Genomic DNA, 13,985 nt, shown 5'->3' with positions numbered 1-13,985 from the left:
GCCTTTTTGATGCGCATGGGTTTCAGATACCGTACTGAGCGCGGTACGCCTCTACCGCAGGCAGATGCTGCTTGAGCGCCGGATCGTCAGCAAGGAACTCCAGTACCTGGGTCAGCGAAACAATGCTGACCACCGGGATACCGAAGTCACGCTCCACTTCCTGGATCGCCGACAACTCACCATTGCCGCGCTCCTGACGGTTCAGTGCGATCAGCACGCCAGCGGCCTTGGCCTGCTGCCCCTGGATGATCTGCATGACCTCACGGATCGCCGTGCCAGCCGTGATCACGTCGTCGATGATGAGCACGTCGCCGGTCAGCGGTGCACCCACCAGGCTGCCGCCTTCACCATGGCTCTTGGCTTCCTTGCGGTTGAAGCACCATGGCACGTCGAGCTGGTGATGCTCAGCCAGCGCCACAGCGGTCGCCGCTGCCAGCGGGATACCTTTGTAGGCCGGGCCGAACAGCACATCGAACGGAATCTTGCTGTCGACGATCGCCGCCGCATAGAAACGTCCAAGCTGAGCCAGGGCCGCGCCACTGTTGAACAGGCCGGCATTGAAGAAATACGGGCTGGTGCGCCCCGACTTGAGGGTGAACTCACCGAAGCGCAGAACCCCACGATCGATGGCAAAACGAATAAAGTCGCGCTGATACGGCTGCATGTAGAGTCCCGGATACCACGGATTTAGCTAATTGAGTACAGCTCGGGTATCATACACGCACGAGATTTTTGGGGCCATTTATGCGGATCATCAGTGTGAACGTAAATGGCATTCAGGCTGCAGTCGAGCGTGGTTTGCTCAGCTGGCTGCAAGCCCAGAATGCCGACGTCATCTGCCTTCAGGATACCCGCGCCTCGGCCTTTGAACTCGACGACCCAGCTTTCCAGCTCGATGGCTACTTCCTTTATGCCTGCGACGCAGAAGTCCCCGCCCAAGGCGGCGTGGCACTTTACTCGCGCTTGCAGCCCAAGGCAGTCATCAGCGGCCTGGGCTTCGAGACAGCCGACCGCTACGGACGTTACCTGCAGGCAGACTTCGACAAAGTCAGTATTGCCACCTTGCTGCTGCCTTCCGGGCAGAATGGCGACGAAGACTTGAACCAGAAGTTCAAGTTGATGGACGACTTCGCCAAGTACCTGGACAAGCAACGCCGCAAGCGCCGCGAATATATCTACTGCGGTTCGCTGTATGTCGCGCAGCAGAAGCTCGACATCAAGAACTGGCGCGACAGCCAGCAGTCTCCGGGCTTCCTGGCGCCGGAACGGGCCTGGATGGACACCATCGTCGGCGACATGGGCTATGTCGATGCCCTGCGCGAAGTCAGCCGCGAAGGCGAGCAGTACAGCTGGTGGCCGGACAACGAACAGGCCGAGATGCTCAACCTGGGCTATCGCTTCGACTACCAGTTGCTGACACCTGGCCTGCGCCGTTTCGTGCGTAGCGCACGCCTGCCACGCCAGCCACGCTTCTCCCAGCATGCGCCACTGATCGTGGACTATGACTGGACGCTGACCATTTAAACGGTCACGCACAAAAAAGCCGACATCACGTCGGCTTTTTTGTGTCAGCTGTCGGTCAGCCCAAAACCTGCCGCTACTGAATCACCCGCCAGGTAAAGGGGTAGCGATACGCCTGCCCCTCGTTGACCTTGACCGAAGCGATGATCATCAGGATCGCCGCGGCCACTACCAGCAGGCCGAGCAACGCAAAGCCAATCAAGATGATGAACAGAGCGATGCAGATCACGTAGGCAATGGTCACGGTAATCTGGAAGTTCAGCGATTCCTTACCCTGGGCATCGATGAACGGGTCCAGCTCACGCTTCCACTGCCAGATGATCAACGGCCCCAGCAGGTTGCCGAAGGGGAACAACAACCCGCAGAACGCCGCGAGGTGGCAGAACATCGCCCACTGGCGCACATCGGCACTCGGGGTGGGTACGTTCAACGGTTGTTCGCCCATCGGGCCACCCTCACTCAGTCGGCCAGCGAAGCGCTCTGCAGCTCGAAGAGATCGCTCATGCCTTTCTGCGCCAATACCAACATGGCATTGAGCTCTTCAGGCTGGAACGGTGCACCTTCTGCAGTGCCCTGAACCTCGATGAAGCCACCTGCGCTGGTCATGACCACGTTCAGGTCGGTCTCGGCAGCGGAGTCTTCCAGGTAGTCCAGGTCGAGCACGGGAACGCCTTGGTACATACCCACCGAAACCGCAGCAATCATGTGCTTGAGCGGGTCACCGCCCTTGAGACCGCCACGCTTCTTGACGACACGCAGGGCGTCGACCAGCGCGACCATGGCGCCGGTAATCGATGCAGTGCGGGTACCGCCATCAGCCTGGATCACGTCACAGTCGACGTAGAGGGTGATGTCGCCAAGCTTGCTCATGTCGAGCGCAGCACGCAGCGAGCGGCCGATCAAACGCTGGATTTCCAGGGTGCGGCCACCCTGTTTGCCACGGCTGGCTTCGCGCTGGTTACGCTCGCCAGTGGAGCGTGGCAGCATGCCGTACTCTGCTGTCAGCCAGCCTTGGCCCTGACCTTTGAGGAACCGTGGAACGCCATTTTCGACGCTGACCGTGCAGACGACTTTGGTGTCGCCGAACTCGACCAGTACCGACCCTTCGGCGTGCTTGGTGTAGTTGCGGGTGATGCGGATCGAGCGGAGCTGATCGGCAACGCGACCACTTGGACGTTTCATAGGGGATACCTGTACTGGACTTGAATCTGCCCAGCATTATAGAGCGCCCGGGCTCCGCTGGACATGCCTTGGACAGAAACAGCCATTTCAGCACCGGCAGAACCACGCCAGCCGCGGGCCAGAGACGTTGGTCGGTTTTTTCCGGAATCCCGGAGAGTGTTTGTAACATCAGTGGATTGGGAGCACACCTCGCACTGCGCTACAATCCTGCGCCTTTGCAGCCTGTCGGCTTCCCATCATCCCACTGCGAGGTACTTCCCATGGTGCATAGCATGACCGCCTTTGCCCGCGCCGAACGCGCCGGCACCCAAGGTACCCTCATCTGGGAATTGCGCTCAGTCAACCACCGCTACCTGGAACCCCACCTGCGCCTGCCTGACGCCTTCCGTGACCTTGAAGGCGCGGTACGTGAAGCACTGCGCCAGGGCGTGTCGCGCGGCAAGGTCGAATGCACGCTGCGCTTCAATGAAGAAAGCACCGGCAAGCCCTTGCAAGTCAATCGCGAACGCGCCGCACAACTGGTTGCCGCCGCCGAGACCGTCGCCAGCCTGATCAAGCAGCCTGCAGCACTCAATCCCCTGGAGGTGCTGGCCTGGCCGGGTGTACTGGTAGCAGACGCCGCCGACCCGCAAGCATTGAACAACGAGGCCATGAGCCTGTTTGAAGAGGCCCTGAACGAACTGCGCAACGGCCGCAACCGCGAGGGCACCGAACTGGCCAGGCTGATCAACGAACGCCTGGACAGCATGGCCACCGAGGTCACGACCTTGCGTGCACTGGTGCCGCAGATGCTGGCTGTTCAGCGCCAGAAGGTTCTTGATCGCTTCACCGACATGAAAGCCGAACTTGATCCACAGCGCCTGGAGCAGGAAATGGTGCTGCTGGCCCAGAAAAGTGACGTCGCCGAAGAACTGGACCGCCTGAGCACACACGTGACCGAGGTACGCCGTGTACTCAAGTCCGGGGGCGCCGCAGGCCGACGCCTCGACTTCCTGATGCAGGAACTGAACCGCGAAGCGAATACCCTTGGCTCCAAAGCCTTCGACCCACGTAGCACCCAAGCAGCGGTCAACCTCAAGGTCCTGATCGAGCAGATGCGTGAACAAGTACAGAACATTGAGTAAGGCCACCCCAACCATGAACCACAGCAGCGGCATCCTCTACATCATTTCGGCCCCTTCCGGTGCCGGCAAGACCAGCCTGGTCAAAGCCCTCATCGACGCCGAGCCCAGCATTCGCGTTTCGGTCTCGCATACCACCCGCGCCATGCGTCCGGGCGAAGAGAACGGGGTGAACTACCACTTCGTCGATCGCGCCGAGTTCATCCGCATGACCGAGCACGGTGACTTCCTGGAGCAGGCTGAAGTCTTCGGCAACCTCTACGGCACCTCGCAGAGCACACTGCAGCAGACCCTGGACGAAGGCCACGACCTGATTCTGGAAATCGACTGGCAAGGCGCCGAGCAAGTACGCAAGCAGATGCCACAGGCACGCTCGATCTTCATCCTGCCGCCCAGCCAGCAGGCCCTGCGCCAGCGCCTGACCAACCGTGGCCAGGACAGCGATGAGATCATTGAGGGGCGGATGCGTGAAGCGGTCAGCGAGATGAGCCACTACGACGAGTACGACTTCGTCATCATCAACGATGACTTCGCCGTGGCCCTTGAAGACCTCAAGGCGATCTTCAGGGCCAACCGTTTGCAACAAGGAAGCCAACAGCAGCGCCACAGCGAGCTACTCAAGCAGTTGCTCGCCTGATCAGCGCCGTTCTAGCGTCGGCAGGGCAGCGTTGCCTGCCGATGCAAGGTCATCCCCAGGAAGAACGCCGGTGCACGCATGCGCGACAGCATCATCAGGAAGATACCCAGCAACAGAATGATCATCGCGATCACGAACACCAGGCCCAGTCCTGCGACATGCGAGCCACTGCCGAACGACGGTGACGCACTGTCGATGGCCGTCTGAACGAAGATCACCGAGAGAATCCCCCCGCCCACAAAGGGGCACAGGCCACGCATCATGAAGTGACGCAGGCTGTCGAACAGGCTGTCGCGGAAGTACCACACGCACGCGAACGCCGTCAGCGAGTAGTAGAAACAGATCATCATCCCCAGCGCAGTGATGGTGTCGGCCAGTACGTTTTCGCTCAGGGTGCGCATGGTGACGTAGAACAGGCCAGCAGCAACACCGGCACAGATGGTCGCATAGCGTGGCGTTTGCGAGCGCGGGCAGATGCTGGCAAAACGCTCAGGCACAGCACCGTAGTAGCCCATGGCCAATAGCGTGCGCGCTGGCGAGACGAAGGTCGACTGCAGGGACGCCGCCGTACTGGCCAGTACGGCAATGGACATCAAGATAGCCAGCGGCCCCATCACCGGGCCGGCCAGGTGCGCAAAGACGTTTTCCTGGATACGCGGATTGCCCAGGCCCAGGCCAATGTCGCCAATACCGGCAAACTGCAAGGTGGCAATACCGGTCACCAGGTACAGGCCAAGAATCAACAACACAGTCCAGGTAGCCGCCTTGCCGGGTACTTCTTCGCTGCCCACCGACTCTTCGCTTACGGTCAGGCAGACATCCCACCCCCAGAAAATGAAGATCGACAGCGACAGTCCGGCAGCAAACGAGGAGAACGACTCAACACCAAACGGGTTGAACCAGTCTGACTCGAACTGCAGTGGCGGGAGGGTCGACGACCCACCAAATGCGGCCATGGAGAAACCGATCAGCACCACCAGTTGCAACGCCACAAGACCGTACTGCACGGTCATGGTGGTACCCATGCCACGGCAGCAGATCCATACGGCCATGGCAATAAAGACACAGCAGGTGGTGACATTGACCAACAGGTTGTCGCTCAGGGCAGACACCTCGTGGCTACCGCTAAGCTGCCCAAGGAACAGGTAGAAAAAGTCCACCGCCACACCCGCGAGGTTGGACAAGACGATAGTCGTCGCCGTGACCAGCCCCCAACCCCCAATCCAGCCAATCATCGGGCCGAAGGCACGGGCAGACCAGGTGAACGACGTGCCGCTGTCCGGCTCGGCCGCGTTCAACTCACGGTAGCCCAGCGCAACCAGCAGCATGGGTAGGAAGCCTACAAGGAACACGGCCGGCAGATGTGCACCGACTTCACGCACGGTAGGCCCGAGCGCGCCGGTCAGGGTGTAAACCGGCGCAATGGTGGAGATGCCAAGCACAATGCTGGCAAGCAGCCCGAGCCGGCCCTTGGCCAGCCCTTTGCTGCGATGGGTGGAAGCGCCTGAGTTGGCCTGCGCCGACTCCGCCGAGCCCGGGGGCCGACTCGCTTCTGTGTATTCACTCATGAGTATTTGCCGTCGCTATTGGTATTGTTCTAGGTGGGCGTCTTGCAAGGCACCCGCTTTCACTCATGGAAAGCTCACTGCTTGATTCATGACATCCGGGGGCGCCGGACGGCCTTAAATGGCCGCCACCTCGACACGCTTTCCCGCCGCATGGGCGATACAAGCCTCGCGGAACGCCTGAAACAGGCGCAACGAGACAGGGTTGTCGGTAAAACGCCATTCCGGATGCCACTGAACGCCAAGAACAAACCCTGGTGCGTTCTCCAGCGTGACCGCCTCGATCAATCCATCCGGCGCAACGGCTTCGACCCGCAGGCCACTGGCCAGGCGATCGATACCCTGGCCGTGCAACGAGTTGACCTCGAAAACCGTGGGCAACCCCAAGCGCTCGAAAAGCCCTCCCGGCTGCACGCTCACCGAGTGCTGCGGCGCGTATTGCACCTCCAGCGCTACGTCTTTCGGCTCGCGGTGGTCCAGGTAGCCAGGCAACTCATGAACCCGCTGATGCAGGCTGCCACCGAGGCTCACATTCAGTTCCTGGAAGCCACGACAGATGCAAAACACCGGCACGCCAGCCGCAATGGCCGCACGCAACAACGGCAGGGTCAGGCGATCACGGTACACATCGTGCCGGGTCCCCTCCGCACTGGGGCTGCCATTGTAATGATGCGGCTCCACATTTGAAGGCGAGCCCGTAAAAAGAATGCCATCCAACCGCTCTAGCACGAGCTCTTCAGCCACAGGCTCGGCACGCGCAGGCAATATCAGGGGAATCCCGGCGAAGCCTGCGGCCTCGACATATTTGTCGCCCACGGTGTGCGAGGAATTCCTTTCCAGTTGCTGGCGGCAGGCAGTGACGCCAATCAGTGGGGTAACCTGCTTCATCTGTCAGCCCTCGTTTACAACTTGATCCAGGTCGCCTTGAGTTCGGTGTACTTGTCGAACGCATGCAGTGACTTGTCACGCCCGTTACCGGACTGCTTGAAACCGCCGAACGGCGCAGTCATGTCACCGCCGTCGTACTGGTTGACCCAGACACTGCCGGCACGCAGGGCCTTGGCCGTACGGTGCGCCTTGGACAGGTCACTGCTCCAGACCGCTGCGGCCAGGCCGAACGGTGAGTCGTTGGCAATGCTGATGGCTTCTTCGGCGGTATCGAAGGCAATCACCGACAGCACCGGGCCGAAGATCTCTTCACGGGCAATACGCATGGCGTTGTCCACACCGTCAAAGATCGTCGGTTCCACATACACGCCGCCGGTTTCCTCCAGCACACGCTTGCCACCGGCGACCAAGGTCGCACCCTCGGCGGCACCGGCCTGGACATAGCCAAGCACGGTGTCCAGCTGGGTACCGTCCACCAAGGCGCCAACCCGGGTAGTCGGGTCCAGCGAATGGCCGGGCTTCCAGGCCTTGAGCGCCTCGATGACCATCGGCAGAAAGCGATCCTTGATACTGCGCTCGACCAGCAGACGCGAGCCCGCCACACAGACCTCGCCCTGGTTGAAGGCAATGGCGCAAGCGGCGGCATCAGCGGCTGCCTGCAGGTCCGGGGCGTCGGCAAAGACGATGTTCGGGCTCTTGCCACCGGCTTCCAGCCAGACACGCTTCATGTTCGATTCGCCGGCATAGATCATCAGTTGCTTGGCGATCCTGGTCGACCCGGTGAACACCAGGGTGTCCACGTCCATATGCAGGGCCAGGGCCTTGCCGACGGTGTGGCCATAGCCTGGCAGCACGTTCAGCACGCCCGCCGGAATGCCGGCTTCGATAGCCAGTTGGGCAATACGAATAGCCGTCAGTGGCGATTTTTCCGAAGGTTTGAGGATCACCGAGTTACCGGTGGCCAGCGCCGGGCCGAGTTTCCAGCACGCCATCATCAACGGGAAGTTCCACGGCACGATCGCTGCGACCACACCGACGGCTTCGCGGGTTACCAAACCCAACTGGTCAGCGGGGGTTGGCGCTACTTCGTCGTAGACCTTGTCGATGGCCTCGGCGCTCCAGCGGATTGCATTGGCGGCGCCTGGCACGTCGATGCTGAGCGAGTCACTGATCGGCTTGCCCATGTCCAGGGTTTCCAACAGCGCCAGCTCTTCGGCATTGCCTTGCAGCAAGTCAGCGAAAGCAATCAGCACACGCTTGCGCTCGGCGGGTGCCAGGCCCGACCAGGCGCCGCTTTCAAAACTGCGACGGGCTGCCAGGACGGCGCGCTCGGCATCGGCGGCATCACAACTGGCAACATTGGCCAGGTGCCGACCATCGACCGGGCTGAGACTTTCGGAGGTTTCGGCCGAGACGGCAGTGCAGTACTGACCATCGATGAAAGCACGCCCTTCGATGGTCAGGTTCTGGAAAAGGGATTCCCATTGTTCGCGGGACAAGGTGGTCATGTTCGTGTGCTCCCGGCCTTACACCGTATGCAGGTACCAGTTGTATTCAAGATCCGAGATCGATACTTCAAACTCTGAAAGCTCACTTTCCTTGCAGGCGACAAAGACATCGATGTAGTCCGGGCTGATGTACTTGTTCAACACCTCGCTGTCATCCAGCTCGCGCAGTGCATCGCGCAAGTTGTTTGGCAGGCTCTGCTCCAGCTGTTCGTAGGAGTTGCCTTCAACAGGCGCACCCGGCTCGATCTGATTGGTCAGGCCGTGGTGAATACCGGAAAGGATTGCCGCCATCATCAAGTACGGGTTGGCATCGGCACCGGCAACACGGTGCTCGATGCGCACCGCGTCAGCACTGCCGGTTGGCACACGCAGGGCTACGGTGCGATTGTCCAGGCCCCAGCTCGGCGCGTTCGGCACATAGAACTGGGCGCCGAAACGCCGGTACGAGTTGACGTTCGGGCAAAGAAAAGCCATCGATGCAGGCAGGGTTTCCAGCACCCCACCAATGGCGTGGCGCAGCGCGTCGTTCTGCTCGGGCTCGTCACTGGTGAAGATGTTCTTGCCGGTTTTCTTGTCCAGCAACGAGATATGCACATGCAGACCGTTACCCGCCTGGCCAGGGTACGGCTTGGCCATGAAGGTAGAGTCCATTTCATGGTCATAGGCAATGTTCTTGATCAGGCGCTTGAGCAGAACCGCGTAGTCACAGGCCTTGATCGCATCTTCAACGTGATGCAGGTTGACCTCGAACTGGGCCGGGGCACTTTCCTTGACGATGGCGTCAGCCGGGATGTCCTGCTCTTTGGCCGCTTCGAGCATGTCCTGCAGGCAATCGACGTACTCGTCCAGATCATCGATCAGGTAGACCTGAGTCGACTGTGGACGCTTGCCCGAGATCGGCGAACGGGGCGGCTGTGGGCGGCCATTCACGTTGTCCTGATCGATCAGGTAGAACTCCAGCTCGAAGGCGGCGCAGATGGTCAGGCCCAGCGCATCGAACTTCTCGACTACGCTGCGCAGCACTTCCCGTGGGTCGGCGAAGAATGGTGTGCCATCCAGCTCATGCATGGTCATCAGCAGTTGCGCAGTCGGACGCTTCTGCCAAGGCTCATAGCTCAGTGTGCCGGGAATCGGAAAACAAATACGGTCGGCATCACCGATGTCCAGGCCCAAACCGGTGCTTTCCACGGTCGAGCCGTTGATATCCAGCGCAAACAGCGACGCTGGCAGGTTGATACCTTTTTCGTAAACCTTGTGCAGGCTCGCACGCTCGATACGTTTTCCGCGAACGACACCGTTCATGTCGGAAATGAGCAGGTCCACAAACTGGACTTCAGGATAAGCCTGGAGAAACTCGCTCATCTCGCTGGAAGGGCTGGCGCACGGGGAGACCGACGTCATGGCTATGCATCCTTTGATTTTTATCGGGCGACAATATGAAGGGGTGTGTTGCAGGCGCCCTGTGGGCGTCGATGGTTGATTTCTTTTTTTAATATTCCCATCGTGGGAAACAGCCGAATGAACATCCTTATGCGCTGCACTCGGCATGTTGGCCGGTGGCGAAGTTGATTCGCGGCTGCTGCTTCACTATAGAATGGCCTCAACGCAACAGACATTGGCATTTCGGCAAGCTAAGAGTGCACTCATGCAATATCAGGTCAGCCATACCGATCTCACCCTGGTACTCGCCCTGGTCCGCGGACGATCCCTGGCAAAAGCTGCCGAGCTGCTAAGGGTGGACGTGTCGACGGTCTTCCGCTCGATCCGCAGGCTTGAGGCCTCACTCGGCAAGGCGCTGTTCGATAAAAGCCGTAAAGGCTATGTCCCCACCGGCACAGCCCAAGCACTGGCAGAGCAGGCCGAACGCGCCGAACAGGCGCTGGATGCCGCCCAGGTGGCGGTGGAACACGGCGATCAGGTGGTCAGCGGCACGGTGCGCCTGACCTGCACCGAAGCCGTATTGCACAGCCTGCTGCTACCGGCTCTGGCCCATTTCATGCCGACCTACCCGGCCCTGTCGCTGGAACTGGCAACCTCCAACTCCTTCGCCAACCTCAGCCGACGCGATGCCGATGTCGCCCTGCGCCTGACCAACGCCCCCCCCGAGCATCTGGTCGGCCGCTGCCTGGGCAGCGCCTCCTACCTGATCTATGGACACGCCGATTATCGCCAGCGCCTGGTGGAAGCCCCGGCATCACTGCCCTGGATCGCGCTGGACGACTCGATGTCCGACCATGCCTCGGTGGTCTGGCGCGAGCAACACCTGCCGGGCGTGGTACCACGCTACCGCTGCAGCAGCATGGCCGCCGTTGCCCAACTGGTGGGTGCGGGGCTGGGTGTCGCGGCGCTGGCGGACTATATGGCTGACAGTCTTCCCAGGGTAGAGCGGCTAAGCGATGCCCTGCCCGGCTGCGATACCGAACTCTGGCTGCTGACTCGTCCCGACTGCCGCGCACTGCGCTCGGTACAAACACTGTTCGACGAGCTGACTCCGCGGCTGCGTGCGGCACTGGGTGAGTAGCGCACGAGGGAGTTGTGCTAACCCCACGCAAATGGTTATCGTCTGCTCTAACGGTAGAAGCACACTGCTAAAGCGTACCGCCTGAGCGAGAACTGAAATCAGCGCTTCCCTAATGGCTGGTGATTTTTTAAACTACCGAGTCCGCTCGCCCATCCGGGCTGCTTGCCTATTGCATTTGCTACGAGGAATACCATGGCCCGCGTGACCGTTGAAGATTGCCTGGACAACGTCGATAACCGTTTCGAGCTGGTCATGCTCGCCACCAAGCGTTCCCGCCAGCTGGCAACCGGTGGCAAGGAACCCAAAGTGGCCTGGGAAAACGACAAGCCGACCGTAGTAGCCCTGCGTGAAATCGCTGCCGGCCTGGTCGACAACGAGTTCGTCGCTCAAGAAGATGTAGTCGTCGAAGAACCTATCTTTGCCGCATTTGAAGACGAGGCCAACGAGGCCGTCTAAGTTCATGCCTGGTCGACATCGCACGGCGCAAGGCACCAGCCATCGGCAGGAGGTAGTACGTTGCCGAGCATAGATGCCCTTGCCGATCGCCTGTCGACCTACCTCGGCGCAGACCAGGTCAACCTGGTGCGCCGAGCGTATTTCTACGCCGAACAAGCCCACGATGGCCAACGCCGTCGCAGCGGCGAACCTTACGTTACCCATCCCCTTGCGGTAGCGAGCATTCTTGCCGACATGCACATGGACCATCAGAGCCTGATGGCAGCCATGCTGCACGACGTGATTGAAGACACCGGCATCGCCAAAGAAGCGCTTTCAGCGCAATTTGGGGAAACCGTCGCCGAACTGGTCGACGGGGTCAGCAAGCTGACCCAGATGAACTTCGAAACCAAGGCCGAGGCCCAAGCGGAAAACTTCCAGAAAATGGCCATGGCCATGGCCCGGGACATCCGCGTGATCCTGGTCAAGCTGGCCGACCGCCTGCACAACATGCGCACCCTGGAAGTGCTGTCTGGCGAGAAACGCCGGCGCATTGCCAAGGAAACCCTGGAAATCTACGCACCCATCGCCAACCGCCTGGGCATGCACGCCGTGCGCGTAGAATTCGAAGACCTGGGCTTCAAGGCCATGTACCCGATGCGCTCCGCGCGCATCCATCAGGCCGTGAAACGCGCCCGAGGCAACCGCAAGGAACTGGTCAACAAGATCGAAGAGTCGCTCAGCCACTGCCTGGCGGTCGACGGCATCGAAGGCGAGGTCAGCGGTCGCCAGAAACACCTCTATGGCATCTACAAGAAGATGCGCGGCAAACGCCGGGCCTTCAACGAGATCATGGATGTCTACGCGTTCCGCATCGTCGTCGACAAGGTCGACACCTGCTACCGCGTACTCGGTGCCGTTCACAACCTGTACAAGCCACTGCCGGGTCGCTTCAAGGACTACATTGCGATCCCCAAGGCCAACGGCTACCAGTCGCTGCACACCACGCTGTTCGGCATGCATGGGGTCCCCATCGAAATCCAGATCCGCACCCGCGAAATGGAAGAGATGGCCAACAACGGCATCGCCGCCCACTGGCTGTACAAATCCAGCGACGACGAACAGCCCAAGAGCACCCATGCCCGCGCCCGACAGTGGGTCAAGGGCGTGCTGGAGTTGCAGCAACGCGCAGGCAACTCCCTTGAATTCATCGAGAGCGTGAAGATCGACCTGTTCCCGGACGAGGTCTACGTGTTCACGCCCAAAGGCCGCATCATGGAGCTGCCAAAAGGCTCCACAGCGGTCGACTTTGCCTACGCCGTGCACACTGACGTCGGCAACAGTTGCATTGCCTGCCGTATCAACCGCCGCCTGGCACCGCTGTCCGAACCCCTGCAAAGCGGTTCGACCGTCGAGATCGTCAGCGCGCCAGGCGCTCGGCCAAACCCGGCCTGGCTCAACTTCGTGGTCACCGGCAAAGCCCGTACGCATATCCGCCACGCGCTCAAGCTGCAACGCCGCTCCGAATCGATCAGCCTTGGCGAACGCCTGCTGAACAAAGTGCTCCACGGCTTCGACAGCGCCCTTGAGAAGATTCCTCAGGAGCGCATCCAGGCCATGCTCAGTGAATACCGTCTGGAGCTGATCGAAGACCTGCTCGAAGATATCGGCCTGGGCAATCGCATGGCCTATGTCGTGGCGCGCCGCCTGCTGTCCAGCGAAGGCGAGCAACTGCCAAACCCTGAAGGCCCGCTGGCTATCCGTGGCACCGAAGGCCTGGTGCTGAGCTATGCCAAATGCTGCACACCGATTCCGGGCGACCCCATCGTCGGCCACCTGTCGGCCGGCAAAGGCATGGTCGTGCACCTGGAAAACTGTCGCAACATCAGCGAAATCCGCCATAACCCGGAAAAGTGTATCCAGCTGTCCTGGGCCAAGGACGTCACCGGCGAATTCAATGTGGAATTGCGCGTCGAGCTGGAACACCAGCGTGGCCTGATTGCCCTGCTAGCCAGCAGCGTCAACGCCGCCGACGGCAACATCGAGAAAATCAGCATGGACGAACGCGATGGTCGCATCAGCGTGGTCCAACTGGTGGTCAGCGTACACGACCGCGTACACCTGGCCCGCGTGATCAAGAAACTGCGTGCGCTCACTGGCGTGATCCGTATCACCCGCATGCGCACGTAGCCCGACAACAGCAAGGAGTCATCCATGACCAAGACCGTCATCACCAGTGACAAGGCCCCAGCGGCCATCGGCACCTACTCTCAGGCGATCAAGGCCGGCAACACCGTTTACATGTCCGGGCAGATCCCGCTCGACCCAAAAACCATGGAACTGGTTGAAGGCTTCGAAGCCCAGACCGTTCAGGTGTTCGAGAACCTGAAAGCTGTCGCCGAAGCGGCGGGTGGTTCGTTCAAGGACATCGTCAAGCTGAACATCTTCCTGACCGACCTGAGCCACTTCGCCAAGGTCAACGAAGTCATGGGTCGCTATTTCGAGCAGCCTTACCCAGCTCGCGCCGCCATTGGCGTTGCTGCCCTGCCGCGCGGTTCGCAAGTAGAAATGGACGCCATCCTGGTCCTCGAGTAACACCTCCGATGG

The 13,985-nt window shown here is 60.5% G+C and carries 14 protein-coding genes; 7 read left to right on the top strand and 7 right to left on the bottom strand.

The annotated features are described in order from the left end of the window. Positions 1-22: 22 nt before the first annotated feature. On the bottom strand, positions 23-664 hold the full coding sequence (pyrE, locus tag IE038_RS01055; RefSeq protein ID WP_065758154.1) for an orotate phosphoribosyltransferase: 642 nt from the start codon (positions 662-664) through the stop codon (positions 23-25). An 80-nt stretch (positions 665-744) separates the two neighbouring features. Here pyrE and crc point away from each other — a divergent pair, with 80 nt between their 5' ends. Continuing rightward, positions 745-1,524, top strand: a complete 780-nt coding sequence (gene crc / locus IE038_RS01050) for a catabolite repression control protein Crc (protein ID WP_065758153.1) — start codon at positions 745-747, stop codon at positions 1,522-1,524. 73 nt (positions 1,525-1,597) lie between these two features. Here the strand turns inward: crc and IE038_RS01045 are convergent, their stop codons facing one another. Together IE038_RS01045 and rph are read right to left on the bottom strand one after the other, a co-directional pair. Next, the gene (locus IE038_RS01045; RefSeq protein ID WP_163939375.1) at positions 1,598-1,966 is read right to left on the bottom strand and encodes a DUF4870 domain-containing protein; all 369 of its coding nucleotides are present in this window, start codon (positions 1,964-1,966) and stop codon (positions 1,598-1,600) included. A gap of 14 nt (positions 1,967-1,980) precedes the next feature. After that, positions 1,981-2,703: a ribonuclease PH gene (gene rph, locus IE038_RS01040; protein ID WP_163939373.1), complete on the bottom strand. Its 723-nt coding sequence runs from the start codon at positions 2,701-2,703 to the stop codon at positions 1,981-1,983. A 260-nt stretch (positions 2,704-2,963) separates the two neighbouring features. Between rph and IE038_RS01035 the strand changes: the two genes are divergently transcribed. Continuing rightward, positions 2,964-3,827 carry a YicC/YloC family endoribonuclease gene (locus IE038_RS01035; protein ID WP_163939371.1) on the top strand — a complete coding sequence of 288 codons (864 nt, stop codon included), beginning with the start codon at positions 2,964-2,966 and terminating at the stop codon, positions 3,825-3,827. Positions 3,828-3,840: 13 nt separating this feature from the next. Beyond that, positions 3,841-4,461: a guanylate kinase gene (gene gmk, locus IE038_RS01030; RefSeq protein ID WP_163939369.1), complete on the top strand. Its 621-nt coding sequence runs from the start codon at positions 3,841-3,843 to the stop codon at positions 4,459-4,461. 11 nt (positions 4,462-4,472) lie between these two features. Here the strand turns inward: gmk and IE038_RS01025 are convergent, their stop codons facing one another. The 4 genes from IE038_RS01025 to IE038_RS01010 all read right to left on the bottom strand — a co-directional run bounded on the left by IE038_RS01025 (position 4,473) and on the right by IE038_RS01010 (position 9,823). Beyond that, positions 4,473-6,029 carry an APC family permease gene (locus IE038_RS01025; protein ID WP_189394972.1) on the bottom strand — a complete coding sequence of 519 codons (1,557 nt, stop codon included), beginning with the start codon at positions 6,027-6,029 and terminating at the stop codon, positions 4,473-4,475. 114 nt (positions 6,030-6,143) lie between these two features. Then, positions 6,144-6,914, bottom strand: coding sequence for a gamma-glutamyl-gamma-aminobutyrate hydrolase family protein (locus IE038_RS01020; RefSeq protein WP_163939367.1), 771 nt, complete (start codon positions 6,912-6,914; stop codon positions 6,144-6,146). Positions 6,915-6,928: 14 nt separating this feature from the next. Further along, on the bottom strand, positions 6,929-8,422 hold the full coding sequence (locus IE038_RS01015) for an aldehyde dehydrogenase (protein ID WP_189394971.1): 1,494 nt from the start codon (positions 8,420-8,422) through the stop codon (positions 6,929-6,931). 18 nt (positions 8,423-8,440) lie between these two features. Then, positions 8,441-9,823: a glutamine synthetase family protein gene (locus IE038_RS01010; protein ID WP_189394970.1), complete on the bottom strand. Its 1,383-nt coding sequence runs from the start codon at positions 9,821-9,823 to the stop codon at positions 8,441-8,443. Positions 9,824-10,067: 244 nt separating this feature from the next. Here IE038_RS01010 and IE038_RS01005 point away from each other — a divergent pair, with 244 nt between their 5' ends. The 4 genes from IE038_RS01005 (at position 10,068) to IE038_RS00990 (ending at position 13,973) form a co-directional block, all read left to right on the top strand. Then, positions 10,068-10,943 (top strand): LysR family transcriptional regulator, encoded by an 876-nt coding sequence (locus tag IE038_RS01005; RefSeq protein WP_189394969.1) that lies wholly within the window; start codon positions 10,068-10,070, stop codon positions 10,941-10,943. A gap of 192 nt (positions 10,944-11,135) precedes the next feature. After that, positions 11,136-11,399, top strand: a complete 264-nt coding sequence (gene rpoZ, locus IE038_RS01000) for a DNA-directed RNA polymerase subunit omega (protein WP_065758143.1) — start codon at positions 11,136-11,138, stop codon at positions 11,397-11,399. A gap of 60 nt (positions 11,400-11,459) precedes the next feature. Then, entirely contained in the window at positions 11,460-13,568 is a 2,109-nt protein-coding gene (gene spoT / locus IE038_RS00995; protein WP_189394968.1) for a bifunctional GTP diphosphokinase/guanosine-3',5'-bis pyrophosphate 3'-pyrophosphohydrolase, read from the top strand. Between the two features lie 24 nt (positions 13,569-13,592). After that, positions 13,593-13,973 carry a RidA family protein gene (locus IE038_RS00990; RefSeq protein WP_043861567.1) on the top strand — a complete coding sequence of 127 codons (381 nt, stop codon included), beginning with the start codon at positions 13,593-13,595 and terminating at the stop codon, positions 13,971-13,973. Positions 13,974-13,985: the final 12 nt, after the last annotated feature.

The organism is Pseudomonas laurentiana, from assembly GCF_014648275.1.
In the GTDB taxonomy this organism is placed as follows: domain Bacteria; phylum Pseudomonadota; class Gammaproteobacteria; order Pseudomonadales; family Pseudomonadaceae; genus Aquipseudomonas; species Aquipseudomonas laurentiana.
Note: the sequence above shows the minus strand (reverse complement) of the source record. Positions and strands in the feature narration are given on the sequence as shown.